Here is a 26,483-nt window from a genome sequence, read left to right on the forward strand (position 1 = left end):
CCACGCCGGACGGCGGCATGCCGGCGAGCAATGCCAGGCCGATGGAGACCAGGGTGATGACGATGAAGGGATTGAGTCGGTAACGGGCGATCAGAACGATCAGCGCGATGATGGCGATGGCGGCATATACCAGCAGCCAATAGCCGAAGGACAGGGTCATGCGGTACTCCTCGAAAGGGTCACGTCGAATGGGTTGTGAAACTCATAAAACATTTCGAGAGGTGATTTTCAAACGAGGCGAAAGTAATTTTCGTAGAGGGATAAGGGTTGTCGTGCAGAGGTATGGGGGGTCGTGTTTTTTGAAACTGGGCCAGGCGGATTTTCATCGCGCCTGAGCCATTAATGTTGAAGTACAGCTCGTGTTTGAATCGTTTTGCGCAGTCGGTGAAATGTCGGCTCGCCGCAGATGACCGATTGGCTCAGTCGTGCATTTCCGCAGCAAGCACATTCACCAGCGCAGCGGCCGGCATCTCCCGAATCAGGGGCGCCCCCTGCCCCGCCCACTGCACGGCAAACTCCGTGTTTGCCTGGGCGGTGGCCGCGGCGTTGAGCGCTTTGTTGGCGTCATAGGCGCGCGGATAGTCTGGCAGTGCCGCGCCAGCCTTTTCGAGGCAGGTGAAGTTGCGGTTGACCATGCCTCGGGCAGGACGCCCGGAGATGACGCTGGTGACGGCAGTCTGGTGCGCACGCGGCCCCTTCAAGGCCTCGCGATAGGCGCTGTTGGCGGAGGATTCGGGGCAGAGGATAAACGCCGTTCCCAACTGCGCGGCACTGGCACCCAACTGCATGACGGCCTTGATCCCTGCGCCGTCCATGATGCCGCCCGCCGCGATCACCGGCAGTTGGCAAGCAGCCGCCAGCACACGCACCAACGCAAACGTCCCCATTTGCGAGTCCTGTTTTGGATCGAATACCCCGCGATGCCCCCCGGCTTCGTAACCTTGGGCGACCAGCGCATCCACCCCGGCGCGTTCCGCGCTCTGCGCTTCGGCCAGGTTGGTCACGGAACACAACAGGATGATGCCCGCAGCCTTGAGCGCATCGATGGCCGGTTGTGGTGGCAGCCCGAAATGGAAGCTGACCACCGCCGGCCGTTCTTCCAGCAGCATCTGCAACATGTCCGGGTCTTCGACGAATGAGGTGTAGATCTCACGCAGCGCCGTCGGTGCAGCGGCCCCGAACTGCGCAAAGAACGGCGCCAGAAATGTCAGCCACTGCGTCTCGCGAGCGCTGTCGTGGACAGCAGGCTGGTGGCAAAAAACATTCACATTGAACGGCTTGTCTGTCAGCGCGGCCGTCTCGCGGATCATGTTCCGCGCCTGCTCGACGTTGCTTGCCCCGATGCCAATCGCGCCGAGGCCGCCGGCGCTGGACACCGCTGCCGCCAGTCGGGGCGTGGAAACCCCCACCATCGGCGATTGAAGGACGGGCAGTCGAATGTTCAAAAGAGACAGCAACGGAGTGGACATGGCATCACCTGAAAGAGAGTTGCACAGAGGTAAAAACGGACCCTTTGGCCCACGCGGCAAACCCTAAAGTTCGCCGGTCAGAAATTGCGCCCTTCCACGGCCGAAGGACCAGTCCGCATCGGTGTTCTCCACCAGCGAAACAATCAGGTCGTCGGGTGACAGGCCACACTCGGCTTGCAGCCTCTCGGCCAGCAAGCGGTAGAACGCGGTTTTCTGCGTCTGTAAACGTGGTCGCGAAATCACCGTCAGCAACACCACGCTGGTCGTGCGCGTGTAACCCAATCCCGTGTCGTGCAGCACCAACTCCCCCGGACGATGTTGCGTGACGCTTTGGTAGCGATCACTGTCGGGCACCTCAAAGGCCTCGACCATCGCCTGATGGGTCACGTCCAGCAGGGTCTTGAGTTGTTGGTCATTGCGCCCCTGAATGAGGTCGAACTTGAGCAGCGGCATAGCGGTTCACCTGTGCGGAAAAAACCGGGAGCGAGGTGTTCGCTCCCCCTGGGAAAAACGATGCCGTGCAAGCCCGCGCCAACACGTCATCCACCCCAAACCTGTGGAGCAGAAAGCGGTGCTTACTTGGAGGTCGGCATGGCAAATTCCGCGCCCTTGGCGATGCTGTTCGGCCAGCGCTGCATGATCGACTTTTGCTTGGTGTAGAAGCGCACGCCCTCTTCGCCATAGGCGTGTGTGTCACCGAACAGCGAGCGCTTCCAGCCACCAAAACCGTGCCACGCCATCGGCACCGGAATCGGCACGTTGATACCGACCATCCCCACCTGAATGCGGCTGGCGAATTCACGTGCGATGTGACCGTCGCGGGTATAGCAAGCGGTGCCGTTGCCGAACTCGTGCGAGTTGACCAGATCGACCGCCTCGGCGAAGTCCTTCACGCGCATGCACGCCAACACCGGGCCGAAGATTTCCTCTTTGTAGATTTTCATCTCGGGGGTGACATGGTCGAACACCGTGCCACCGAGCCAGAACCCTTCGGCGCAATTCGCGCCAGCCTGGGCGCCGTCAAAACCACGGCCGTCGACCAGCAGTTCTGCGCCCTCCTCAATGCCTTGTTCGATGTAGCCGGTGATGCGTTGCAGCGCCACTTGCGACACGATCGGGCCCATCTCGGCGGCCAGGTTCGTACCTTCGAGGACTTTGAGCGTGCGGGTGCGTTCCACCAGTTTCGGCATCACCTTATCGGCGACATCGCCGACAAACACCGCCACCGAAATCGCCATGCAGCGCTCGCCGGCAGAGCCGAACGCGGCGCCGATCAGCGCGTCGACCACCTGATCGATGTCGGCATCGGGCATCACCACCATATGATTCTTCGCGCCGCCCAACGCCTGGACACGTTTGCCGTGGCGGGCACCGGTCTCGTAGATGTAGTTGGCAATCGGCGTCGATCCGACAAAGCTCACGGCTTTGACGTCCGGGTGATCGATCAGCGCATCCACGGCTTCTTTATCGCCCTGCACCACGTTGAACACGCCATCCGGCAGCCCGGCTTCCTTGAACAATTCGGCGATCAGCAGCGAAGGCGACGGGTCGATGGGGCTCGGCTTGAGCACGAAGGTGTTGCCGCAGGCGATGGCCACCGGGAACATCCACATCGGCACCATCACCGGGAAGTTGAACGGGGTGATGCCGGCCACCACGCCCAGCGGCTGACGCATGGTCCAGTTGTCGATGTTGGTGGAGACCTGTTCGGTGTAGTCACCCTTGAGCAGTTGCGGGATGCCGCAGGCGAACTCGACGACCTCGATGCCGCGCGTTACTTCGCCCTGGGCGTCGGTGAAAACTTTGCCGTGCTCGGCGGTGATCATGCGCGCCAGTGTGTCGCGGTGTTCATTGAGCAACGCCAGGAACTTGAACAGGATGCGGGCGCGACGCAGCGGCGGCAGCGCCGACCAGGCGGGAAACGCGGCCGCTGCCGACTTCACTGCCGCGTCGACTTCAGCGGCATTGGCGAGGGCCACTTTGCCGATGACGGAACCGATGGCAGGGTTGGTGACGTTCTGCGTGCGACCGGAAGTACCGTGCGTCACGCGGCCGTGAATGTAGTGTGCGATGTCTGCTGGCTGGTTGCTCATGGCGGGTGTCCCCTGGTGGTGGATAAGAGCCATCTCTTGTTGTTGTCGGGAGAGCGCCAGGCGGCCGATGGCGCGCCTGCCAGGGTCAAAGTAGGCCAGCAGAAGGATCATGTAAAATGATGATTAATGATCTTATGGATCAGAAATGGTGAAGGTGTTTTAGGTGTTAAACAGCGCTGGAGAATGCTTGTTTAAGCGCGCTCGTGGTTACGAGATGAAAGCTACAAAACCTTGCGCCGTTGCCTACGGGTACGCCAGAATCCGCCGGCTTGTGCGCTTTGGGGGTGCCCGGTAACTTGATTCGTGCCACTGCTCATCAGTGGTCGGGTTTAGTCGCCCGGGGGTGATTCAAAGCGTATTGGCATCCAGACAGTCAGGTCATTTCATGCCTGAACTTCATGGTAGCTGTGCGCAGGGCGCCTTCGGGTGCGCCGGTTTTGAGTCTCCCCCGGTCGACTAACCTGCGTACAGCTGCCACCCCTTGTTTAGTCGCAAGTCGGTGACGGCTCCACGTTTTTGGAGACAGAACCATGGTCAAACCTTCACCCAATCCGCCAGACACTGATCCAGCTTCCCCATACGAACCCGATTCAAACAAACTCAACGAGGCCGCCGAGCGTGCCCTCGACTACCACTTCCCGTCGGCTGCCGACATCAAAGCCACGACGCGCACACCCAGCACTCTGTTTACCGTGGACCCAGCGCTCACGACCGAAACCCTGATGGTTTATCTGGTCGAGACGCTGGCCTCGGTCGATGTGATGGTCCATCACTTGGTGGACCTTCTGGACGGTGGGTCGCGCAATGCGCTGCTGGGCATTTCCAACAGCATAATGCTGGCGGAGATCACGGCGAATCGGGTGCTGGATCAGATTGATCCGCGAGACTGAACACCGCTAAGCGGAGCTTTTGTGGCGAGGGAGCTTGCTCCCTCGCCACAGTTGGATGTGTGTGCAGCTTCAGACCTGAAGCGCTTTCTGCAGCCACTTCGCCCGCTCCGACAGGCGCCGCTTCCAGTCATCGGCCAACCCACGGCTTGCCGCCAGCGCCAGCAGATCGTCGATCACCGGCCGGTGCGACAACTGCACCTGCCAGAACTCATCGATGGAAAAACGCTCCGTTTGCCTTTCCAGCAACTCGATCCTGTCGCCCGCTTCAATGAAGCCCGGTTGAAGCACCCGGTAATACCAACCGGTGATTCGCTCCTTGGCGACATGCATCGACATGCGCTCGGCGTCGAAACGATGATTGATTTTCCAGCAAGGGCTGCGCGGTTGAGAGACCTGCAACACCGCACTGCCCATCTGGAACACATCGCCGATGTGCACGTTGCGCTCCGAGAGTTCGAGCGCAGAAATGTTCTCCCCCAGGCTGCCGGGAAGCAGCTCATGGGCGCAGTGCGCAAAGGCCTGCGCCAGGTGCTGATAATTTTCGGCCGCATAGTGATGAACAGCCTTTTCCGGACCGCCGTGAACCCTGGTGTCGCCATGCTGGTCACCGACAATCCCGTGAAGCTCGACGCGAACGGGGCCTGAACGGCGCTGTTTGAAGATGCCCGTACGCTGCCCTTCGGGCTTCAACAGCCCCAGGCCGCCGGCGAAGACGTGATCAATTTTCGAAGTGAGTGTCATGGGTCGATCCGCATCTTTTACCGGGTTTCGGCCACTTTACTAACCACCGACAATGACCGTAAAGTGATCGTTAAATATGTCCATAATCACTTTTTATGATGGATGGTGACGATCATGGAAATGCGCCAACTGAAGATTTTCTGCGCGGTTGCCGAACTCGGCAGCTTCACCGCAGCCGCCGTCAACGTGAACACGGTGCAGTCCAACGTCACCATGCGGGTGAAGGAGCTGGAAGCCGAACTGAATCGAGAGTTGTTCATCCGCAAGAAATCCGGGGTGGTGCTTACGTCGGCGGGCGAGACCTTCCTCGGTTATGCGCGGCGCATCCTGCAGCTGACAGAAGAGAGTCGCAATGCGTTGACGGACACCGGTGTTCCGACCGGCCTGCTGCGGCTGGGCTCAATGGAAACCACCGCCGCCATTCGCTTGCCACAGGTGCTGACGAAGTACCGCGAGCAATACCCCGAAGTGCAACTGTCGCTGCTGACCGGGACGACGGTCGAGCTGATCAAGGCAATTGAAGCCCATCGGCTCGATGGCGCGTTCGTCGGCGGATTTCACCAGAACCCAGCGTTGGCGCAGGAGGAGGTGTTTCAAGAGGAACTGGTGCTGGTCAGCAGCAACCGCTTCGAGTCACTGCCCGCGCTCATCGAGAAAATCCCCCAGCAAACCGTGCTGGTCTTTCGCACCGGATGCTTCTATCGCTCCACCCTGGAAAACTGGTTCTACCAAGTCGGGCTGGTGCCTAACCAGATCATGGAACTGGGCACCCTCGACGGCATCCTGTCATGCGTCGCGGCGGGCATGGGCGTGACCTTGCTGCCCAAGGCCATCGCAGAGAATTGCAGCGTGCGGCATGCGATTCGTTGCCACACGCTGCCGGCCGAATTCGCCAAGGTTTCGACCGTGTTCATCCGCAGGAACGACTCGATGATCACCTCGGCGATGAGCGCGTTTATCGGCCTGGCGCAGGAGCAGATTGCCCGGCCGGCGGCGTAAAACACTCAGTTCGACACTGTAGTTGCGAGCGGTGCGGCGTTCCGATTTGCCTGCGAAAGCGTCAGGGCATTCACTATTGAAACTGAATGCACTACCGCCTTCGCGAGCAAGCTTCGCTCCTACAGGTTAATCGAGGAGAGGCTTACTACAAGCCAAGGGCAAGCTCCGCCACACGTTCTGCTGCGGGGACGACGCTGTGGATCTTGCCAACGCCCTGCCCCGCGTACAGCGAAAGCTTCTTGGCCATGCGCGGTTTGTCGATTGCGCGGGCGCCACCGCCAATGAAACGCAGCAGGTTCCACTTGTCACGATTGGGGATCACCCGGTGCGGCGTGCCGTAGGTCCAACCGAACGAATACCCGGTCCGGTACTCGGTGTCATCCGTCGTCGCCTCGACAATTTTTTGCTTGTAGAGCGGGTGCGCATTCGACTCATCGGTGGCAATAAACGCGGTGCCCACCACCACCCCAGACGCGCCGAGCGACATCAGCGCGCGGACATCGTCACCGTTTGTGATGCCACCGGCCGCCAGCACCGGTCGCCCCTCGGATACCGCAAGGATGGACGTCAGCAACGGCATGATGCCGATGGTGCCTCGATTCAAATGACCGCCACTTTCACTGCCCTGCGCCACGATGATGTCAGCGCCTTGCGCGATGGCGATTTTCGCCAGCTCCACCGAGCCCGTTTGCACCATGACCACCAACCCCGCGTCTTTGGCCCGGGGAATCATGTCGGCGGAATAGGCCTCGGCGTAAAACAAGGACAGCAGGCGCGGTTTTTCTTCGAGCACGACCTGGAATTGCGCTTCAAACACGTCAGGCCCGCCGAACTGCGGCACCAGGTTCACGCCAAAGGGTTTGTCGGTCAGCGCTCGGGTTTCCTGTATCCATCGGCGCAAGGTCAAGGGTGGCAGGCGCAAGCCGCCCACCACGCCCAAGCCTCCGGCGTTGGCGACTGCCGCAACGAGCGGCGGGCCGGAAATCGCCGCCATCCCGCCGAGAAAAATCGGGTATTTCACGCCACACAATTGAGTGATGGCGTTACCTGCAAAATCGAATCTGGCTTCGTTCATGGCTCACAGCTCCACATGTTTTCCAAGCATCCGCTTGAGCGTGTTGTTCTTCAGGAGAAAGTGATTCTTGAGCGCACCGAACACGTGCAAGGCCAGGCCGACCAGGAACGCCGACGCCCCGATATCGAAGAGCACATCGACCACCTGCTTCAATGCCGCATTGGTGGGCAACAGCGCCGGAATCGAAAAGCCTCCGGGCAGCCCCACCCCCTCGCCGGCCGCCGACCGCGAGGCCCACACCGCGACCGGCAGCAGCACCATCGCCAGGGCGAGCGCCACCGCAACGGAACGGCTGATGATCACTTCAATAGGATTGGGCGTGCCCACCGGCAGCGGGTGGTAAGCGGTGATCCTGGCCCAGAACCGATAGATCGATACGAAAAACAGGATCAGCCCCATGAGGTTTTGCAGGTGGACCAACGACATCCGCCCGGCCTCACTGGACGCCTGGCCGATCATCACCTGCAAGCCGAGGATGGCGAGCAGCGACAACGCCACGACCCAGTGCAGCACGACCGTGATGGGTGAAAACCTTAAGCCATTGTCTCGAAGTTGCATGGCTGACTCCTTTTGCAGAGAGCACAAATCAGGGTATGGAAATGACCGGCACACCGTCATCGCGATGACGGTGTGCCGAGTCTCAGTGGCTGACCGCTTGCGATGCGCCAAGGCCCGTGCGGGCGCGGATGAGCTGATCATCGAAGCGCTCGCGTTCAAGCGCTGCCCCGCGACTGCGGTCAGTGACCGAGCCGAGCCAGGTAAACAGGAACGCCACGTTCATCGAGATGATGGCCGGGTAGTCGAAGGGGAAGATGGCGTCGGCATTGCCCAGCACTTTGACCCACACCGCCGGCGAGAGAATCACCAGGCTGACCGAGCTCACCAACCCGGCGACACCACCGATCAACGCCCCGCGTGTGGTCAGCCCTTTCCAGTACATCGAGAGCACGAGGATCGGGAAGTTGACCGAGGCCGCCACGCCAAAGGTCAGCGCGACCAGGAAGGCGATGTTCTGGTCCTTGAACAAAATGCCCAGCACCACCGCAACGATGCCGATACCGACCGAGGCGATCTTCGACACACGCCGCTCGTCTTTCGCATCCGCACGGTTTTTGCGGAAGACTTGGACATAGAGGTCGTGTGAAATCGCCGAGGTCCCCGCCATGGTGAGCCCCGAGACCACGGCCAGGATCGTGGCAAACGCGACGGCGGAGATGAAGCCCAATAGCAGGTCGCCGCCGACGGCTTTTGCCAGATGCATCACCGGCATGTTCCCGCCGCCGATGAGCTTTCCACCGACAATGCCGGACTCGTAGAAGGCCGGGTCTTGCCCGACGATCACGATGGCTGCCAACCCCAACACCGCAACGATCAGGTAGAAGAAGCCAATGAAGCCCGTCGCGACGAATACCGATTTGCGCGCTTGCTTGGCGTCCGGCACGGTAAAAAAGCGCATGAGGATATGGGGCAATCCTGCGGTACCGAAGACCAGGCCCAGCGACAGCGAGATGAGCGCCAATGGGTCGGCCACCAGCTTGCTGGGCAGCAGGATCCGCTCGCCATCGTGATGGGCGGCAACCGCTTTTTCGAACAGCAGCTCGAACGAAAAACCGAACTTGCTCAACGCCAACACGGCGAGCAATGTCCCGCCCACCAGCAGCAAGCCTGCCTTGATGATCTGCACCCAGGTGGTGGCGACCATCCCGCCAAACGTGACGTAGATCGCCATCAACAGACCGACAGCGATCACCGCGTAGTTGTAGGGAAGACCGAACAGCAACTGGATCAGTTGCCCTGCCCCGACCATCTGCACCACCAGATAAAAGCAGACCACGGTCAACGAACCGAACGCGGTCATGGTGCGAATCCGGTTTTGATCGAGCCGGAACGAGGCGATGTCCGAAATGGTGATGCGCCCCAGATTGCGGATGCGCTCGGCGAACAGGAACAACAGCAACGGCCAGGCGACGAAGAAGCTGATCGAGTAGAGCACTCCATCAAAACCGTTGAAGAAAATCATGCTGGTGACGCCCAGTAACGCCGCCGCCGACATGTAGTCCCCCGCCAGTGCCAAACCGTTCTGGAAACCAGTGATGCCGCCGCCGGCGTTGTAGAAATCGTCCATCGATTTGGTCTTGGAGGCAGCCCAGTAAGTGATGCCCAGGGTGGTCAGCACGAAGACCAGAAACATCGCGATAGCGGTGATGTTCAGCGGCTGTTTTTCCACCGCCTGCAAGACATCGGCGGCCGAGGCGCACGTCGCGACCGCGCCCAACAGAGAAGGAATGAGGTACCGAAGAATGGGTTTCATACGATGGCCCCCTCGCGAATTTCTGCGGTGAGGTCATCGAACTCGCCGTTGGCGCGCAGGATGTACAGGCCGGTAAACAACCAGGCCCCGACGATGAAGGCGACGCCCAGCGGCCAACCGATATTGATGATGCTGGTTGCGGAGAGTTTCTGCGCTAGAAGCTGGGGCGCGAACGCCGCGACGAGGATGAACGTGAAGTACGGGACAAGGGTGGCGGCAGTAAGACAAGCGACGAATCTTCGCTGCCGTGATACCAAATCCTGGTACCGGGGATGGTTGCGAATTCTGGCTGACTCGGATGCATGGTTCACGTTGACTCCGTGTAGCAGTGGACAGTTATTGTTGTTCCACAGCCTCAAATTCGAAGACTCGATTTGCCACTGGCTGCGGTGTATTTGCACCCTCAACCTATGCCCGGCCAAAGATCATGTAAAACGATCATTAATGATGCGTATGATCTTTTTTGATGAATTCAATCGCACCCTATGTCGGCCATTGCTTGCCTTTGCCGCACACGAAAACTAATCTGCTGAACGCTGTTTATTTGCGGTTGGTTATTGGTTTTAGAGATAGGTGAATTCGATGGATGTCACGGATCTGAAGGTGGTCGATGCGGTTGCGCGCCACGGCAGCATGAACAAGGCTGCGAGCGAGCTGAACACCGTGCAGTCCAACGTGTCCGCGAGGATTCGGTCGCTGGAGGACGAGCTCGGGGTGGCGCTGTTCCAACGCAGCGCCAGAGGGGTTCAGGTCACGCCGGCTGGGCGTCGGATCCTGCCGTTCGCCGCCCGCCTTTCCCGGCTCCTGTCCGATGCATCCTGCGCTGCGCGCGATGATGGGCATCCAAAAGGTGTCTTCGAGATCGGTACGCTCGAGACGACGCTGGCGCTGCGCCTTCCACGGCTGATCGCAAAATTTGCCAAGGCCTACCCGGAGGTTCGCCCGGTGATTCGCACCGGCACCACCTGCAGCCTGATCCAGGGCGTCATCGACTGTAAGCTCGAAGGGGCGTTTGTCGTGGGCCCGGTCAATCACCCGGAATTGCTCAGTGAGCAAGCCTTCCGCGAAGAGCTCGTGCTGGTCACATCCTGTGCCATTGACACGCTGGACGCGGTCGCCGCGGTCGACAATCTGAAGACGGTGGTTTTTCGAATCGGTTGCTCCTACCGCCAGCGCCTGGATTCCCTGCTGGCCAACCTGGGCATCCTGGCGCCTGAGCCACTGGAGTTTGGCTCGATTGAAGCGATCATTGCCTGTGTGTCGGCGGGCGTCGGAGTCACGTTGTTGCCCCGAGGCGTTGTGGCGAACGCCTTGCGCGAGGGGTTGGTCAACGTGCATGAACTCGCGCCAGACATCGCCGATGTAGAGACGGTGTTCGTCAGGCGCCTTGATGGCTATTTTTCCAGCGCGTTATCCACTTTTCTGGACAGCGTTCGTCTGGACGGTGTCGCCCAGGTAGCGATTCCTCACCCAGCCGTTCATCAAGGCGCATAACACCAGCAATGCCGCCGTCACCAGGAACACATGATGCAGGCCGAGATGGGCGCCAATCTGGCCGCCAATCAATGGACCTATCACCTGCCCTGAGAACTGCGCCGATTGCAGGTAACCGAGGATTTTGCCGGTGTTGTGCTCTTCGACCGAATGCCGGATCAACTTGGCAATCGCGGGCAGGAGCCCGGCAATGGTCATGCCCATGACGCCGCGCAATACCGCCAGTTGCCACCATTGCGTAACGAACGCCTGGGGCACCATGACCACGGCCGTCAGCAACAGGCAACCGACAATTACGCTCCAGCCGCCCACCCGGTCGGCCAGCGCCCCCAGTTTGGCGGCGGTCAGGATGCTGCCCAACGCGGAACAGGCCATGACCACGCCGGCTATCCGCGCCTGATGATCAACCGGTACGCCGAGGTCGCCGATGTAGACGGTGATGATCGGCTCGATCGACATATTGGCCAGCAATACCATCATCGCGGTCATGAGCAGTGCAGCGATGACCGGCCATTTCGAACCGGCCCCCTCAGGCCGGTTTTTCCTGTCCCGTTGTCTGGCGTCCGACGCTCGGTCGAAATCCTCACGAACAAACAGGATGGTGGTCATGGCGGCGACCGCAATCATTGCTCCACCGACGAAAAAGGTGCCGCGAATACCAACAAGCTCAGGTAAAAAACCGCCAACCAGTGGCCCGATCAGGTTGCCGGACAAGGCCCCCGTGGACAAGACACCGAGTGCCCAACCCGCCCTTTCGCGCGGGACCTGCGACCCGATCATGACGATGGACGCCGATGCGTAGCCACCGATGAGCCCGGCGATGAGGCGCAGTGCAACCAGGTCGGTAACGTCCCGGGCCAGCCCGATCAACGACATCACAATGGCCATCCCGATGGCCGCTCTGACCAGCATCGGTTTTCGGCCATAGCGGTCAGCCAGGCGCCCCCACAACGGCGCGGTGATCGCCGTGCCGAAAAAAGTCGCGCCGAATGCCACGGCCGACCATTGCACCACGTCCGCCTGCGACGTCACGCCCAGTTGTTGAACGTACAACGGTAAAAAGGGCAACAACATGCTCAGGCTGACCAGGGTCGTGAACGAGCCGAACACACAAACGGTCAGGTTGCGGCGCCAATACATCACGTTTCTATCGGAGTAATTCACGGTGTCAAAGGCTCCGGGAATCGCTGGAGCTTTTCGCCGCCTTGGACGGATCAAACCAGTGGGCGCCGATAATCGCTGGAAGCAACGGCGTATATGCAAACCGCGCAAGGCCGATGCCGACCAGGCTTGCAGCAAAGCCTGCCACCGTTGCCCAGCCTGCGCTGGCTGGCCGCAACGCGGGCTGCGCATTGGCGATCGTTGTGTTCAACCTGTTCATCATCCGCCCTTCTCTACTTCAGACAGGGCAGACATTACGCGCGCGGGATATATCTCAAGAAGCGAATTAATCTGATCGGGTTATCTCCCATAGAGATACCCAGCGCTACGGCCAGTGGCGAAATTCAATCCGACGCCTTAATCCACAATGAACAATTTTGCGCCACTGGTGGTGAACGACCGATGCCCTTCAGCATTGTTGCCCACCTGATAACTCATGCCGGCCGTCAGCGTGAATTGTCGACCGTCCTCCAGTTCCGTGTGCAACTCGCCTTCCAGGCACAACAGGATATGACCTCTCCAGCACCAATGATCGGCGAGGTATCCGGGGCTGTATTCAACCATTCGCACACGCGTCGAACCAAACTGACAGGTTCGCCAATAGGCGTTTCCGGTCTGGCCGGCATGGGTGACAGGTTCGATCGTCGACCAGTCGGTCGTCCCGAACGGGATGGCGGTGAGATCCATTTTTACCTCATCGAATACGGTGGAGGCGCAAACGTAACAACCTCGCAATGTAGCCGATAGACACAGATGGCCCGCATTTACGGGATACAGGGTTCAGTGAAGACTCCCATGCAGCCAGGTGATCTGCGAAACTGCCGAATGGCTGAACAGCCTTTGAATGGTTTAACCCTCCCGTAGAAGAGAGCGAAAACATGGTCACTTGTTACCTGAAGTACGTGCTGGATCCGTACCAGATCGGCGCATTCGAACACTACGCAAAGTTGTGGATTCCACTGGTGGAAAAATTCGGCGGCCAGCACCACGGCTATTTCCTGCCGTCCGAGGGCGCCAACAACATTGCGTTGGCGATGTTCACTTTTGCGAGCCTTGCCGAGTACGAGCGCTATCGGCAGGACTCCATGAAGGACGCGGACTGCATCGCGGCGTTCAAGTATGCCGAGGATAAAAAATTCATCCTCAGCTATGAGCGGAGTTTTTTCCGGCCGGTGTTTGGGGATCAGGCGTAAACCCGTTCGGAAAGTCTTTTGCCGGGGTTCCCTCAGGCCGTCATGACGGGAACAGATCCAGTGTGCGCTCGACCTCTTGAATGTCGATTTTGAAGCCGTCGCCCTCTGGCGTTCCGACCACGAAGCCGAAATTCTGCCTGTCGCGATCCGTCAGGAACTTGTAGTAGCTGACGAAACGGTTCGGTGGCTGCAGTGCCAGCAACGAACCGCCCGGCTGGAGCACATTGACGCCGTGCACCAGCTGACTGCCTTCGACCCCCACCACCGTCCGCGCCCCGGCGCAGGTCGCCACGATGGTCGGCACATCGGTTTTCAAAGGATCGAGAACGCGGAACCCCCTGCTCTTGCGCAGGTGTTCGGCGACTTCGAGCTCATTGCGCAAAAAGCGCAAGTCACCGTCGCCACCGCGCAGGATGAACACGCCCGGGTGAGCCTCATGCTTGACGTGCGACAGCAGTTTTTCCCCCATGGCCCGGTAACGCAGATGCCTGTTTCGATTGTTGCTCAAGTCGTCGAACAGCACGAGCTCACGAAAAAACGCACTGTGCAGGCGCACCGGTTTCATGCCAAACCAGTCTTCGTAAGCGGGAGCCTGGGTAAACAACGGAAACCTGGCGGAGGGCGCGGTGGTCACCGGCACGCCTTCATCGCAGGCCAGGGAATAGGTCGGGCAGTCTTCCATCAACCACGTTCCAAACCAGGTATTGCCGTTTTGCGTGCAGTAGACGGCGGCGCGATCGATCTCGGTGTCCACGGTAATGCGCGGGAACATACTTGGCTTGAGCGACAGCCACAGACTGGCGTTGTCCTTGTAGAGCGCGCCATCGATCATCCAGACGTCCTTGAGCAAGTAGCCACGGGTCGGCCCTTGTTCTACGTCGCCCAGCCCCTGCATGGTGCGGGCGGGATGTTCGAAAGGATAAAAACGCTTCGCCTCCCACCCTGTCACGCGGTCCATTTGACCGGGCAGGTAGAACGCCGACGGAGAATGAGTCGTCTCGCCCGGCGCAATATCCCAACTTTTCAGCGCGATGCTTTTCAAGTTGATATCGGCTTTGCGTGCGAGTCTTTTTCTCGCCATGTTTTTGTAGGCGGCCAGGGTCCATTTTTTTTGATTGCCAGCGGTCGATGTGCTGATTGGCGAGAGATCGCTTTCCATGAAGAGTCCTCCCTGCGGGCAGGGTCAAAAGTCAGGTGCGAGCGCTGTCATTATTCAGTCCTGGAAATGGCTCAGCTGGATGGAATCCGTTCCATGACGGGTGGTGTCTGCAAATTGGCATAGCGACTGCGCAAGGTGTCGAGAAACTGTTCGCCCGAGCTCTTGGCGCAATACAGATAAATTTTGTGCAGCCCGCCAAACACCATTTCGTGATAACGGCTGGCGACTTCCTCATCGCTTGGCCCGTCCGGCAGGCCAAGGTGCAAGGTTATTTCCTTGCCTTCGACAGCAAACAGCGGCGTGTCCCAGAGGAATCTGGCTCTCCCGGTCTTGGGCAGCCGGACGAACATGTACGCGTGGTTTCCCAAGGAATCGATATCACCGCCGCGCCGTCTTTTCCATTTCAGCAGCCCATCATCCGGGCGGGCCACGCAAAGACCGATGTCGTAATAATCGAAGCCATTGTCGATAGCCCACTCAAGCGCCATGAAGGTGGTAATCGAGTTGACCTCACGCAGTTTTTTCGCATCTGAAAAAATCGGCTCGACGTACCCGAAACGCAGCGTGCTCCAGTAGCGCTTGCCGCCACGAGTGACGACGCAACCCAGGTGGCAGGCAACCACCTCGTCTTCCAGCATGATCAGGTCGAGCCGGCCGACGGTCTTGGCAATTCTCAAGACTTCCTGAGCGGGAAACTGCGCAGCGTGAATGCCTTGCCGTGCTTCGGCATAAGGTCGAAGCATTTCCCTGTCGGCCTTTTCGATTTCGTCATCCAGCAGTGTCTGGACCATCCGGTAGCGCGGCCGGTTCTTGCGGATGTTTCGGCGCAACTCGCTATCGTATTTGGCGGTGATGTCTTCGATGGGACGCCCCAGCGGTACGACGGCACTCAGGTAGAGGGGTACATTCAAGGCCCCCGGGGACGGTGCTTCACTGACCACCACCACATGATTCGACGCAGCAGGTGCCGATTCGTCGTCGACCGTATCGGGCGGCCCCTGGGACTTCCCGCCGATGAGCAGCTTGGCCATTTCCCGCTGTTTTTTCCTGCCGATGTAGAGGAATTCGTAAGGACTGTCCTTCTGCAGCTTGAAGCGGGCAATCTCCCACTTCCAGAAACACGCACGCCCCAGGATGTCCCGCAGCCAGGTTGCCGCGTTCCTGACTTCATAACGTAATGAAGGAGAAATCAGTTTTCGGATAACGGCCGCCAGCTTCTCTTTCATTTCTTCGTCATCCTTTGAGCTATCTGTCGTGAAATCAGAGAAAGATCCGGGCGGGACTTGATACTTTCGCTTAACCATTGATATTTAAGACATATTTGATGGGATTACGCGTCCTCCATCAGTAACTATTAAAGATCAAGGCAGGGACTTTGCAAGCGGCGTATCGGCAGCGTAACCGTATATTTCATGACGCCAAAATTTCTACTCTTCTGGACAGGCACGGGTTCAAAAGTGCCCTCCCGGCAACTGCCCCCAAATGCGCCAAACCGGGCAAAGGGCAGGCGCAACAACGTCTAAACTGCAGGATACAGACACGCCTCCAGCCTCTTGATACAGGGAACTCGGGATGACCGGAAAAACCGCGCGCCCATGCGGGTCATGGGTCTTGCCCGCCCTGCTCGCCATCAATCTGGCGCTGACAGCGGGCTGCGCACGCAACACTGCCACGCCTCGCACTTGGGCCTCAAACGGAGGCTCACCTTGCTACGCCAAAGCGTTGCCCACTGTCGGCGAGGGTGGCCTGGCCTGGGGTTCCACCCTCGACATGGCCCGCCAGAAATCCATGGACAATTGCATTCGCTACGCCGGACGCTCCGGTGGCGCGCCGGACACCTGCCAGGTGGTGTTGGCAGAGTGCAGAAAATAATGCAGCGTCACTAACAGCGTCCGCGCCACGCGCACTTGCCCTATCCTTCTCTCCAACCCACAACTCCGGACATCGACATGCCCGCCCCCGATTCGACCCTTCTCGATAGCTGGCACCACAACGCCCAATCCTGGATCGACGCGATCCGCAACGGCGCCATCGAAAGCCGCCTCAAGGTCACCGACCAGGCGATCCTGCTGGCAGTGGCAAGCCGTCAGCCCGAACGTGTGCTCGACCTGGGCTGCGGCGAAGGCTGGCTGTTGCGGGCGCTGGCTGAACGGGCGATCAATGGGGTCGGTGTGGATGGCGATTCGACGCTGGTCGAGGCGGCGCGGGCGGCAGGTTCTTCGCCGGTGCATCTGGCGAACTATGAACAGTTGGCGCAAGCCAAAGTGGACATCGGCAGCGACTACGACCTGATCTGCGCCAACTTCGCCCTGCTGCACCAGGACATCATCCCCCTGCTCACCGCCATGAACGCCCTGATCGCCCCCGGCGGCGCGCTGGTGATCCAGACGCTGCATCCGTGGAGCGCAGCGGCCGGCGACTATCAGGATGGCTGGCGGCAAGAGACTTTCACCGGGTTCAAGGGGCAATGGCAACCCATGCCGTGGTACTTCCGCACCTTGTCCAGCTGGCTCAATGCGCTGGACATGGCCGGCTTTCAACTGACGGGCCTGCAGGAGCCTCAGCACCCGCAGAGTCCTGTGCCGCAGTCGTTGTTGTTGGTGGCTGAACCGCGGCGGTGAGTTCGATTGATGGATGTCGGCGGGGTGTTGTTTGGTTGAAGACTCACTAGCGGATCTCAGGTGATTGCTGCCCTTCGCGGAAGGCGGCAATCGGCCAGAAGCGGCCCCTGAAGGCGCCTTTTTCAGAGCAACAGATAAGTCCTGCCGTTGATCATGCAACAATCCACTCAAATGTTATGCTCATCAGGTTTCGCATAAAAACAACTAGACATCTCACCCCTTCTTTGTAAGGTGCAAAATGGCAAAGGCAATACTTACTGTGGGTTTCGAATTAGCCTCGAATGACACTCACTACGAGGGATTTCGCTCAAAAGTATCTCTCTTGGATTGGGATGTCGTGCTCTTTCGCCCGTTAATTGATGATTTCTGGGGCTCTTACGTTGACACCTATCTAGGTAAGCCAAGCCTGGATGACTCTGCGTCTTTTCAGCTAAAAGAGTGTTGCGAGCACTGGCGCAGAGAGATCAAGCAAGCAATCGAGGCCGGCAAGACCGTCATTGTTTTCCTTCCACAAGTACAAGATATCTACATCGCCACAGGAGAACGACAATATTCGGGAACAGGACGCAATCAGAAAACAACTCGAATTGTTACACAGTACACAAATTATGCGGCCCTACCGATAAGCCTGAAGCCAATCAACGCTACGGGAAGTGCTATGAAGCTCGCGCCACTTGGAGCGGAGATTTTAGCTCCCTATTGGGCAGAGTTCGCGGATGCGTCTGAATATATGGTGTTGCTATCTGCAGATACACCGGATGTCTGCATCACCACCAAAAATGGCGATAAGCCTGTGGCGGCATTAGTTCGCAGCAAAACTTCGACGGGCTCGCTCATCCTACTGCCAAATATCGACTTTTATCCAGAAAATTTCTACAAGCAACAGGCAAAGGGACAAGTCTGGACTGCAGCGGCAAAGCAGTTCTCTGGACGATTTATCGGCGCCATAGTGGCGCTCGATAAGGCATTACGCACCTCCGCAGAGGTCACACCGGAACCCGGATGGGCTTCGAGCGACTTGTACGCTTTATCCGCTGAGCGAACATTACGGTCAGAACTACTAGAGGCTGAGCGCCGCGTCGAGGAAGCACAACAAACAAAGGAGTTAGTACAAGAGCAACTGTCCAGCGCCGGAAAGTTGCGATCACTACTCTTTGAAAAAGGCAAACCCCTTGAATACGCAATAGTGGATGCACTTAATACTCTTGGATTCGAAGCTGCCCAGTATAAAGATACTGAATCTGAATTCGACGTTGTCTTCCAGTGCCCCGAAGGCCGGCTGTTAGGAGAGGCCGAAGGCAAAGACAATAAGGCTATAAACGTCGACAAACTGCGTCAACTTGCTATGAATATTCATGAAGATCTTCAACGTGACGATGTAATGCTGCCGGCTAAAGGCGTCCTATTCGGTAATGGCTTTCGACTATCAGTGCCAGCAGAACGAGAAACACAGTTCACCGAAAAGTGCATCTCAGCTGCTCAATCTTCGTCTACCGCACTGATTCCGACCACCGAACTTTTCAAAGCCGTTCAATATCTAGCAGAACAGTCAGATGAAGCCTACTCAGCAGAGTGCCGTCAAGCAATATTGGTAGGTGTCGGTGTCGTTGCCCTCCCCACGCCCCCAATCCAGACGTTAGTCGCGCCCGAAGTTGAATCCGAACCAGAGGTTCTATGAGGTATACCCGTAGTGCAGCCGTTGCTTACTAGATAATTGTCTGTTGATGAAGCATATGGAGCGGAAAAGGGTTAAAGCATAGTAATCGAACACTGAAGTCTATTGCCTACCCTCACAAATTGTTGGAGCCCAGTCCGTTTTTGCGCCATAGCTGCCGATGCTCCACCGACAGCTATGGCCCAAAGCGGCCTTTCGCTTTTGACTGACGGAAAGTTTATGTAACCTCGCGACATCTGTTCGCAAACTCGTTGTAATACTCAGGATCCATTTATGCAGACTGATCAAACCAGGCTACTCGCGCTTGCACTGATTGAGATCAGGACGCTGCTTGCGGATTATTTGGGCAGCGATGCAGATGCTCCAATGAGCGTCCGTGTCGCGGCCCATTTGGCTTATGCACTCCATAATGAAGCGGAGACTGTATACAGCAATGCTGACTTTCAAATCGAACGTGCAACTCAGAAAATCGCCGCGATCAATCAGATTCTTAGTGTTTCGGACGGTGCCGCATTGCTGAGCAGGTTTGAGGTTGAAGCCAACAACATTCCGGATGATGCTCAACTAGGATGACCACTTCTGGCCGATTGCTGCCGACCACGACAGGCAGAAATCGGCCAAAAGCAGACGTTCGAATGAGTCTAAATGTTAGGGGCGATTCAAACCTCTGCGGAGTTGAAGCACATTGCCCAAATTTCCTCTATTGGCCGATAATAGTTGCTCGCAAATGACCTTTACCGGCCAAAAGAGAGAAAGTGGCACATTTTTTAAAAAACAGCTCCTCACACCCCGATAGGAATTGCCAAAACCTTATTTATCCAAAACCAAAACTTAAGCTAGTGAGAAGCCAATCGTGAAAACAAGTCAATATTTCCTTTATTCCGGCATCAGCACATGGATATTTGAAGAGCTTTGTGATGAACTGAAAAACGGTATCGAATGGTCATTGGAAAGAAGAGGGTTGAAGGGAGTTGAAAACTCAGAATTCAGAGATATTGTAATCGGCGAAACCACAGCCACCCCCTTGCTTATTAAGTACTCTGCATTCATTTCAACCGAACTTGAATCGCACATTGCCAAAATGAACAATTCCGGTCTTCAAATTGAAAGAGCCCCGATTGATCCACTAGCGGTCTTAAGGAAACTTCAGGTAGAGTTAAAGAAAATAATATCCGAGCGTAATAAATTAATTCATAACTCGTGGTCGCCGCAATTGCTAAGCGACGAAGAGCTCGCCGTAAGAGCGTTCAGCAAAAAAATATCTGAAAGAGGCAGCACAATAAAAGTATCAGAATTTAATGAATCCGACTTTAGAAAATTCATTAGAAACTGCGAACTTCTCAAACGCATGATCAGCTACTTAAACCATTGTTTAGGCACGCAATCATCGCTAGATCGCTTCTTCGAGGCCACTAATGACACAATACTGCCAATCAACAATGTAGAAATGGAAAAACTATCAATCTTGGTCGAAATGCAGGAACAGATAGATATGCTCGCCTAGGGCGCCCGCCCGCTTCCGGCCGATAGCGGTTGCTCATGAGCGGCAGCTATTGGCCGATAGTGGTTAGTTGTCAATGGCGCCTAAACAGGAGCTGTGGCCATCATCAACTCTGCCATGCGAACACAGTAGTGCGTTGCAAGATCTTCCTGAGATAGTAAGGATAAGTTGCCAAAGTCGGGAGCGTCTGCCATCCACTCTAGGAGATTTTCCCTCGAAGTGTCACCGGCGGCCGCCCAGAAGAAATCGAAATAATCGAGTGGAGTTTTCAAAGGCTTGCGACCAGCGTTGTGATCGATTACGCCGAAAAATGTAGATGGATGTTGTTTGTATGCTTCCAGCTCGGCCTCTGTTAGGGCAATGGTGCACATGAACCGCGTCCCATTGGTCGCCAAAAAAATGCAGCACGCTTGCTGCTGCTCCGGCATGACAACGCCGCTCTCCAAGAGGGCATCGACTTCTAACCCATCTGGTACAGGCAATACGAAGCGAGAGCCGATCTGGAGCTTGCCTGCCGGTGGTTGACTGGCAAAAGCGTCCGCTTCGCCGTCGAACGAAACCGGTATTTTCAAATGTTCAGTCATGGACTTGGCGAGTTCGAATATCGGTGAGTGTCGTCTCCGAATCTCCACCTGTTCTAACAGGGTTTTGTAACCCGGTTGCAGGTCATCCACTCGAAACCCCCATAGCAGAAAGCTGAGAGGAACCTTAACCATGTTCAAGTGATGCTCTTCTGGGGAGTGTATTGCTATCACGTAAGCCGCGGGCAGCGTTCTGCCGATAGGATCTTCAGCATACAGTTTAAGCCGTGCTCTGGTTTCCGCCAAAGGAATTGGGAGTTGTTCGCGTTGATGATGTTCCTGTCGAGGGTCGTTCGTATCGATAAAAACTATCCGAGGATGTTCCGCTTGCTTGTTCAGAGCGTTGTACAACAGCTTATTAAGCTTCAGTCTGGCGCCTTCGCGGCGTTTAGCTTCAACGGAGTATTTTATTCCGGTAGCGACATGGGTGGCGACGAACTCTACGTGGGTTGAACTGCGGTCCGTCTCATCCTCTAGTTCGAGGGTGAACCCAGCCCGCAAAAGCAAGGCTGCTACGCGCACTTCATGCCTCGCTCCTGGGAATCCAGCAGAGTTCTTGATTCGTGCAATGAGCAAGGGCTCAACTTGCGTTGAATGCTTCAACGCGTATAGATCATAGGCGAAGTGCATGTACGATGACAAAGCCCCCGTCGAGGGGAGTATGAATTTATCTTTGAGGGTCTTATTTTCCGTCGCTTGCTCAGAGGCTACGGCAAACCAAGCTAAAACCGGATGCTGGTTCTCTATCGGTTTGATTGCTTCACACTGCCACCAGTCATCGCCTAAGACAATTCTTGGATAATCGCGCAAGAAATCGTGAAAGGTCTTCCAGTTTGTTGCCGCATGAAGCTGATCGCCTACGGCAACAAAGCGATGTTCATCGACTCGGGTGGAAAAAATTGGTCTACCTAGTCCTTGTTGTTCTCGACGCTGGAACTCGTACGCCTCATGTGCCATACCTAAGGTAGCTTGCAGAACCTTAAGGTGTTCTGGAGAGCCATGGCATCGCTTAAACTTTTTGCCACTATCGCAATGACAAGGGCTGTTTCTGCCAAGTTTTTTCATGAAGTCATCCTTGATGCGCGTAGGTCGCCGGAGATTACTCAGGTAGTAATCTAACGACAATTGCCTGACGTCGAATGACGCTAATCATCAAGTCATATTTTTGTTGTCGGTGAGCCAAAGGTGGTGTGCCTTGGGACTGCCGATATGGCTTGAACGTCTGCTTTTGCCTAAAGCGGCCGGTCGTGAGCGGCAGCTTCCGGCCAATAGCTGCCGCTCGTAGAGGGTAGCTAACTCCCGGAAGTACCCCTCAAAGCACTCTTCGAGTGCGGCAAAAAACACACGCATGACTTGCTACGCACGAATGCTCAATTGGATTATTGGACCGCGCTCGGTCACATCTACGTGTAGGAACATAATCAAGGTGTCGCCAAGAGTGCGCATACATTTGTGGGCAATCTGTACTCGGATACCAAAGTGAAGATAGTGAGATTACATACGACGGCTAGTCTGACGAGCAGTGGCGCGTGTAGCTCTGCGATAACTGACGTTCCGATACCGCCCAGGTGGATGGACTGGGCGATCCGAATAATTACTGCACTATTGCTTAGATGGCCCTACCCGCTTGGGATTCGAGCGTAGGTTCTGACTCGATTCCCGACTCAGGCTTTGACTCTGTTATCAAAGCTTGAGGACTGAGGCTAGCGAGTAGCTGCTCAATGTCCTCCTCCGGTATCAAACCTGCCTGCCGGAACGAGACTTTAAATGAGTTCGAGCCAATGTCCATATACATGATTCTTTCAAACTCGTCGCCACCAACTCCCAATAGACTTAATATGACAAGGAGATAGAGTTTGGAGAGCGCTTCACTATTGTTCAGAATACCTGTGAGGAAAGCCTCATATTCTCCTGGCTCGCGTTCTCCCCCATGATGTGATAAATCATTTCTCAGATCAGCGCACGTTTTGCAAAATTTCTTCAGGTTTTCTTCAGAAATACCAATGGCGACGGGGCTCAACGTTTCAAACAGCCTTTCCGACAGCGGACGTTCAACAGCACGTTTCATTAAATTTTTTAGCCAGTTACGATCTCCTGAATTCAGTCCTTCGACAGAGCTAATTGCCTCAGTTATTCTCTTAACTTTTTCGCTCACTTTCGAATCGTCGGATTCGGGAAGGTCCGTTCGCCTTCCTAGCGCTTCAAGGCCCCACACCAAATTCACAAAACGATGCTCTGCATACAATCTGAAATTCCGTCTGGTGCCCAGATAGAGGCTTATACCAGGTCCTAAGCTTTTTCGAGCAAGAAGCCATTTATCGACCATCGTACCAAAAGCTTCACGAATCCTTGGGAATGGAAGTAGGGTTTGTTGCCAGGTAATCTTATTATCAGCTGGCTCCTGTCGACGAAAATAGTAACGAACCACGAGGTCTTTGCCTTCGCAGCTCCAAATCAGCTTCGGCCACTTAAGTGTCAAAGTGCAATTGGTTAGGATTAGTAGGAGGTCTTGAACAGCACGATACCACCCCACTATCTCTTGGCTCGAGAGTGCTGATGTAGGAGTATAAATAAGCTCAGAGGCCAATCCAATATTTAGATCGCTGCTAAACAAATTTGGCTTATTCCCTGTAAAATGGTGTCGTATCTCAACAAGCCCTGTATTGGTTTCCCACGCTTCTGTCGGATTGCACTCGAGACCTATCGAAATTTTATTATTTAGCGGCTCCTCGCAATCAATCTTCCCGGGGCGAATCCACTCCTGCAAACCTTCCAAAGAAATTTTTAGTTTCGTAAATTTTTCGGTATCTATCATCTCCTGGCAAATAAAACACTCTTCAGCAATAAAATTTTCATATGAAATCAAACCGCTTCGGCCACCGTTTGTTTGCAGCCCCCTGAGCAGCACGTAGTGCCCCGTAGCTTTCAAGCAGCCAACAATCCCGACCTCCGATGCAACCTCCTCCCTAAACACAGCCTCCGCTCCGCTGCGCCCTGGTAAAGTCTGGTGCAACTCTAGACTAATAACACCGCTGGAATTTATTGTCAGTAGTCCGGCAGCATATCCGTCGGTGTGCTCACTCCCCGCCCACCAAAATAATCCGTGATCATTAATTTCCATATATTCTCCGTGCAATGCCATCGATGATGATCCGCAATAATAAAACCAAGCCTAGATAGCTCGACAACTAGCCGCCGCTCAATTGCAATGCCGTAATGACTCCGGGAAATCTTTTGGGGAGCCTGCACGAGCCTCGCAAGAGAGCAGATGATGTCTTTTTTCTCAACTGGCAGCTATGGGTCGATTGCAGTCCTTGGTGACAGTCAGCTATCGGCCAAAAGCTGCCTCTAGCCCTTATCCGCGCATGCGCCGCCCGCTGACTGATGTCACTCACGGAGAGAGTGATAACAATCAGCGCTGATGCAGACGGTCGCGGCGCACATTCAGCCAACGCATCGCGGATAAATCCGCTCTTGCAACAGCGCGTGCAACTGCCGATCAGGCAGAGCAGCTGTCTTGCGACTAGCTTTACCTCGAACACTAAAATCTCAGTCCACAGCTCAATCAGGTGAAGGTTCGTTATGACAAAAAAAATCGATCTGACGATTACCCACGATTACCTCAATCCGTTTGCCTCGCCGGACAACCCCAAGCTAAGCGCCGAGCTGGTGGACTACCTGTCAGATAGCGCCTGGTACCACTCCGAACTGTGTCTGCACATTCGCTGCCCGGAAGATGAGCGAGAACGCCTGCAGCAAGCCATCAGCAATACCTTTGCGGAAAAGAGCGAACAACTCAGAGGGGATATTCGCACCCACCGGCTGGTAGCGCTGACACTCCTGGGCTTGGCACTAGCCTTGGTGCTGGCAGGCACGGCTCTGGGCATTGAAGGCACCATCCCCGTGGGAGTCGTTACCGTCACCGCGTGGATGCTGCTCTGGCGTAGCGCAGAGATATTTTTTCTGGATATCCGCAACATTAACCGACAGCTGCGTAAGTACCAGCGCATTGCCAGCGCATCAAAGCAGTTTTGATTGAGGTTGATCGTTCTCACGCTACGCGTGGAAGTCATGCCTGAGTTCTGGCGGGCTGAAAATCCGACTTTTTCAACTGATGACCCATTGCTGCCCTGCATGAAGGGCAGCAATGGGTCGGCTGCTGCCCTTCGTAACTGGTCGTTATCGACCTGATGATGCCAACCGCTCAACAGAAGTCGCCATTCAATCCCGAGCAATCTTGTCATTTGCCAAGGCTTAAGGCAGGGTCGATACCACGGACATCTCTGCCAAAGGAGTCACTCCATGTCAAAGCTATATCCCAGTATCGATCCTGAGGGGCTGGTCGAGTACTCAGTGGTCTACACCGACCGCTCGCTCAACCACATGTCGCAGTCATTTCAAGGCGTGATGAAGAACATTTCCAGGACCCTGAAACAGGTCTACAACGCCCAGGCGGTTGCGGTGGTCCCGGGCAGCGGCACATTTGGCATGGAAGCGGTGGCGCGACAGTTTGCCACCGGCCAGCAATGCCTGGTGATACGCAACGGCTGGTTCAGTTATCGCTGGAGCCAGATCCTTGAGATGGGCAACATCCCGGCGGCCACCACGGTGCTGAAAGCCCGACCGGTCGACACGGGTCGCCAGGCTGCGTACGCCCCACCCCCTCTGGACGAAGTGCTGGCAGCCATTGCGGCGCAGAAGCCGCAGATTGTCTTCGCCCCCCACGTTGAAACCTCATCAGGGATTATCCTGCCCGACGAGTACCTGCGGGCCGTCGGCGACGCCGTGCATGCGGTGGGTGGCCTGTTTGTGCTGGACTGCATCGCCTCAGGCACTATTTGGGTTGATATGCACAAATGCGCCGTCGACCTGCTGATCAGCGCACCGCAGAAAGGCTGGAGCGCCTCCCCTTGCTGCGCCCTGGTGATGTTCAGTTCCTTGGCCCTCGAACGCATCGAGCAGACGCAGAGCAGCAGCTTCGCCTGCGACCTGAAAAAGTGGCTTCAGATCATGCAGGCCTACGAACAGGGCGGACATGCCTACCATGCGACCATGCCCAGCGATTCCCTCGCGCGATTCAACGAAGTGATGAAAGAGACGCAAGCCTACGGTTTCGACAAGGTACGCGACGCACAACAGGCGCTGGGCGATCGGGTGCGCGCCATGTTGACCGGCAAAGGCATCAAAAGCGTGGCCGCAGCCGGCTTTCAGGCCCCTGGCGTCGTGGTGAGCTACACCGATGATGCCGACATCAAGAACGGCAAGAAATTTGCCAACCACGGCCTACAGATCGCCGCCGGAGTGCCGTTGCAATGCGACGAACCGGCCGACTTCCAGACCTTCCGCATCGGTCTGTTCGGACTCGAAAAGCTGAATAATATCGAGCGCACGGTCAGCACCCTCGAACAGGCACTGGACGAGGTGATGGTGAACTAAGCCTGCATCTTGCCTGGGCACTGCCGGCCCATGGCGTTGATCTTCGACGAATATGACGCTGGTCGTCCGGACGTCATGTCAGAA

At 56.4% G+C, this 26,483-nt stretch carries 25 protein-coding genes and 2 pseudogenes; 11 read left to right on the top strand and 16 right to left on the bottom strand.

What is annotated here, in order from left to right; all coding sequences use genetic code 11:
• The 4 genes and pseudogenes from KGA97_RS15505 to KGA97_RS15520 all read right to left on the bottom strand — a co-directional run.
• A pseudogene (locus tag KGA97_RS15505) lies at positions 1-160 on the bottom strand (GntP family permease); the annotation flags it as partial.
• Positions 161-419: 259 nt separating this feature from the next.
• The gene (locus KGA97_RS15510; protein ID WP_223481036.1) at positions 420-1,469 is read right to left on the bottom strand and encodes an NAD(P)H-dependent flavin oxidoreductase; all 1,050 of its coding nucleotides are present in this window, start codon (positions 1,467-1,469) and stop codon (positions 420-422) included.
• A gap of 63 nt (positions 1,470-1,532) precedes the next feature.
• Positions 1,533-1,922, bottom strand: coding sequence for a tautomerase family protein (locus KGA97_RS15515; RefSeq protein ID WP_223449219.1), 390 nt, complete (start codon positions 1,920-1,922; stop codon positions 1,533-1,535).
• A 122-nt stretch (positions 1,923-2,044) separates the two neighbouring features.
• Complete coding sequence (locus tag KGA97_RS15520) at positions 2,045-3,562, bottom strand: CoA-acylating methylmalonate-semialdehyde dehydrogenase (RefSeq protein ID WP_008039778.1); 1,518 nt, start codon at positions 3,560-3,562, stop codon at positions 2,045-2,047.
• Between the two features lie 530 nt (positions 3,563-4,092).
• Here KGA97_RS15520 and KGA97_RS15525 point away from each other — a divergent pair.
• On the top strand, positions 4,093-4,452 hold the full coding sequence (locus KGA97_RS15525) for a DUF6124 family protein (protein WP_223481037.1): 360 nt from the start codon (positions 4,093-4,095) through the stop codon (positions 4,450-4,452).
• A 69-nt stretch (positions 4,453-4,521) separates the two neighbouring features.
• Here the strand turns inward: KGA97_RS15525 and KGA97_RS15530 are convergent, their stop codons facing one another.
• Positions 4,522-5,193, bottom strand: coding sequence for an MOSC domain-containing protein (locus KGA97_RS15530; RefSeq protein ID WP_223481038.1), 672 nt, complete (start codon positions 5,191-5,193; stop codon positions 4,522-4,524).
• Positions 5,194-5,307: 114 nt separating this feature from the next.
• Here KGA97_RS15530 and KGA97_RS15535 point away from each other — a divergent pair, with 114 nt between their 5' ends.
• A complete protein-coding gene (locus KGA97_RS15535) occupies positions 5,308-6,192 on the top strand; it encodes a LysR family transcriptional regulator (protein WP_207285901.1) in 885 nt (294 codons plus the stop codon).
• A gap of 145 nt (positions 6,193-6,337) precedes the next feature.
• Here KGA97_RS15535 and KGA97_RS15540 read toward each other — a convergent pair whose 3' ends face one another.
• From KGA97_RS15540 to KGA97_RS15555, 4 genes are all read right to left on the bottom strand, one after another.
• Positions 6,338-7,267: an NAD(P)H-dependent flavin oxidoreductase gene (locus tag KGA97_RS15540; RefSeq protein ID WP_008029403.1), complete on the bottom strand. Its 930-nt coding sequence runs from the start codon at positions 7,265-7,267 to the stop codon at positions 6,338-6,340.
• A gap of 3 nt (positions 7,268-7,270) precedes the next feature.
• Positions 7,271-7,825 (bottom strand): cytochrome b, encoded by a 555-nt coding sequence (locus KGA97_RS15545; RefSeq protein WP_223481039.1) that lies wholly within the window; start codon positions 7,823-7,825, stop codon positions 7,271-7,273.
• An 82-nt stretch (positions 7,826-7,907) separates the two neighbouring features.
• On the bottom strand, positions 7,908-9,578 hold the full coding sequence (locus KGA97_RS15550) for a cation acetate symporter (RefSeq protein WP_223481040.1): 1,671 nt from the start codon (positions 9,576-9,578) through the stop codon (positions 7,908-7,910).
• Positions 9,575-9,889: a DUF485 domain-containing protein gene (locus KGA97_RS15555; RefSeq protein ID WP_008029410.1), complete on the bottom strand. Its 315-nt coding sequence runs from the start codon at positions 9,887-9,889 to the stop codon at positions 9,575-9,577. The genes KGA97_RS15550 and KGA97_RS15555 overlap by 4 nt, the downstream gene beginning before the upstream one ends.
• Before the next feature lie 271 nt (positions 9,890-10,160).
• Here KGA97_RS15555 and KGA97_RS15560 point away from each other — a divergent pair, with 271 nt between their 5' ends.
• Positions 10,161-11,072 (top strand): LysR family transcriptional regulator, encoded by a 912-nt coding sequence (locus KGA97_RS15560; protein WP_207285896.1) that lies wholly within the window; start codon positions 10,161-10,163, stop codon positions 11,070-11,072.
• On the opposite strand, the gene KGA97_RS15565 is transcribed toward KGA97_RS15560, so the two are convergent.
• From KGA97_RS15565 to KGA97_RS15575, 3 genes and pseudogenes are all read right to left on the bottom strand, one after another.
• Positions 10,989-12,236, bottom strand: a complete 1,248-nt coding sequence (locus KGA97_RS15565) for an MFS transporter (RefSeq protein WP_223481041.1) — start codon at positions 12,234-12,236, stop codon at positions 10,989-10,991. The two genes, KGA97_RS15560 and KGA97_RS15565, sit on opposite strands and share 84 nt — an antisense overlap.
• 43 nt (positions 12,237-12,279) lie before the next feature.
• Positions 12,280-12,456: pseudogene (locus tag KGA97_RS15570) on the bottom strand (YbfB/YjiJ family MFS transporter); the annotation flags it as partial.
• Between the two features lie 134 nt (positions 12,457-12,590).
• A complete protein-coding gene (locus KGA97_RS15575) occupies positions 12,591-12,920 on the bottom strand; it encodes a DHCW motif cupin fold protein (protein ID WP_008029418.1) in 330 nt (109 codons plus the stop codon).
• Positions 12,921-13,111: 191 nt separating this feature from the next.
• On the opposite strand from KGA97_RS15575, the gene KGA97_RS15580 reads away from it, so the two are divergent.
• The gene (locus tag KGA97_RS15580; RefSeq protein WP_223437318.1) at positions 13,112-13,426 is read left to right on the top strand and encodes an NIPSNAP family protein; all 315 of its coding nucleotides are present in this window, start codon (positions 13,112-13,114) and stop codon (positions 13,424-13,426) included.
• A 40-nt stretch (positions 13,427-13,466) separates the two neighbouring features.
• On the opposite strand, the gene KGA97_RS15585 is transcribed toward KGA97_RS15580, so the two are convergent.
• Positions 13,467-14,585 carry a glycosyltransferase 61 family protein gene (locus KGA97_RS15585; protein WP_192229009.1) on the bottom strand — a complete coding sequence of 373 codons (1,119 nt, stop codon included), beginning with the start codon at positions 14,583-14,585 and terminating at the stop codon, positions 13,467-13,469.
• Positions 14,586-14,656: 71 nt separating this feature from the next.
• The gene (locus tag KGA97_RS15590; RefSeq protein ID WP_223481042.1) at positions 14,657-15,811 is read right to left on the bottom strand and encodes a GNAT family N-acetyltransferase; all 1,155 of its coding nucleotides are present in this window, start codon (positions 15,809-15,811) and stop codon (positions 14,657-14,659) included.
• A gap of 346 nt (positions 15,812-16,157) precedes the next feature.
• Here KGA97_RS15590 and KGA97_RS15595 point away from each other — a divergent pair, with 346 nt between their 5' ends.
• The 5 genes from KGA97_RS15595 to KGA97_RS15615 all read left to right on the top strand — a co-directional run bounded on the left by KGA97_RS15595 (position 16,158) and on the right by KGA97_RS15615 (position 20,385).
• Positions 16,158-16,457 carry a hypothetical protein gene (locus tag KGA97_RS15595; protein ID WP_223481043.1) on the top strand — a complete coding sequence of 100 codons (300 nt, stop codon included), beginning with the start codon at positions 16,158-16,160 and terminating at the stop codon, positions 16,455-16,457.
• Positions 16,458-16,534: 77 nt separating this feature from the next.
• A complete protein-coding gene (locus KGA97_RS15600) occupies positions 16,535-17,206 on the top strand; it encodes a class I SAM-dependent methyltransferase (RefSeq protein ID WP_223481044.1) in 672 nt (223 codons plus the stop codon).
• Between the two features lie 238 nt (positions 17,207-17,444).
• Positions 17,445-18,884: a hypothetical protein gene (locus tag KGA97_RS15605; protein WP_223481045.1), complete on the top strand. Its 1,440-nt coding sequence runs from the start codon at positions 17,445-17,447 to the stop codon at positions 18,882-18,884.
• Between the two features lie 270 nt (positions 18,885-19,154).
• On the top strand, positions 19,155-19,454 hold the full coding sequence (locus KGA97_RS15610; protein WP_223481046.1) for a hypothetical protein: 300 nt from the start codon (positions 19,155-19,157) through the stop codon (positions 19,452-19,454).
• 280 nt (positions 19,455-19,734) lie between these two features.
• Positions 19,735-20,385 carry a hypothetical protein gene (locus tag KGA97_RS15615; protein ID WP_223481047.1) on the top strand — a complete coding sequence of 217 codons (651 nt, stop codon included), beginning with the start codon at positions 19,735-19,737 and terminating at the stop codon, positions 20,383-20,385.
• Positions 20,386-20,465: 80 nt separating this feature from the next.
• On the opposite strand, the gene KGA97_RS15620 is transcribed toward KGA97_RS15615, so the two are convergent.
• On the bottom strand, positions 20,466-22,028 hold the full coding sequence (locus tag KGA97_RS15620; protein WP_223481048.1) for a YecA family protein: 1,563 nt from the start codon (positions 22,026-22,028) through the stop codon (positions 20,466-20,468).
• A gap of 544 nt (positions 22,029-22,572) precedes the next feature.
• A complete protein-coding gene (locus tag KGA97_RS15625) occupies positions 22,573-24,084 on the bottom strand; it encodes a HEPN domain-containing protein (protein WP_223481049.1) in 1,512 nt (503 codons plus the stop codon).
• A 461-nt stretch (positions 24,085-24,545) separates the two neighbouring features.
• Between KGA97_RS15625 and KGA97_RS15630 the strand changes: the two genes are divergently transcribed.
• The gene (locus KGA97_RS15630) at positions 24,546-24,998 is read left to right on the top strand and encodes a hypothetical protein (protein ID WP_223437306.1); all 453 of its coding nucleotides are present in this window, start codon (positions 24,546-24,548) and stop codon (positions 24,996-24,998) included.
• A gap of 267 nt (positions 24,999-25,265) precedes the next feature.
• On the top strand, positions 25,266-26,399 hold the full coding sequence (locus KGA97_RS15635) for an aminotransferase class V-fold PLP-dependent enzyme (protein WP_223481050.1): 1,134 nt from the start codon (positions 25,266-25,268) through the stop codon (positions 26,397-26,399).
• The last annotated feature ends 84 nt before the right edge of the window (positions 26,400-26,483 follow it).

This window comes from Pseudomonas sp. BF-B-15 (assembly GCF_019946675.1).
GTDB lineage: Bacteria > Pseudomonadota > Gammaproteobacteria > Pseudomonadales > Pseudomonadaceae > Aquipseudomonas > Aquipseudomonas migulae.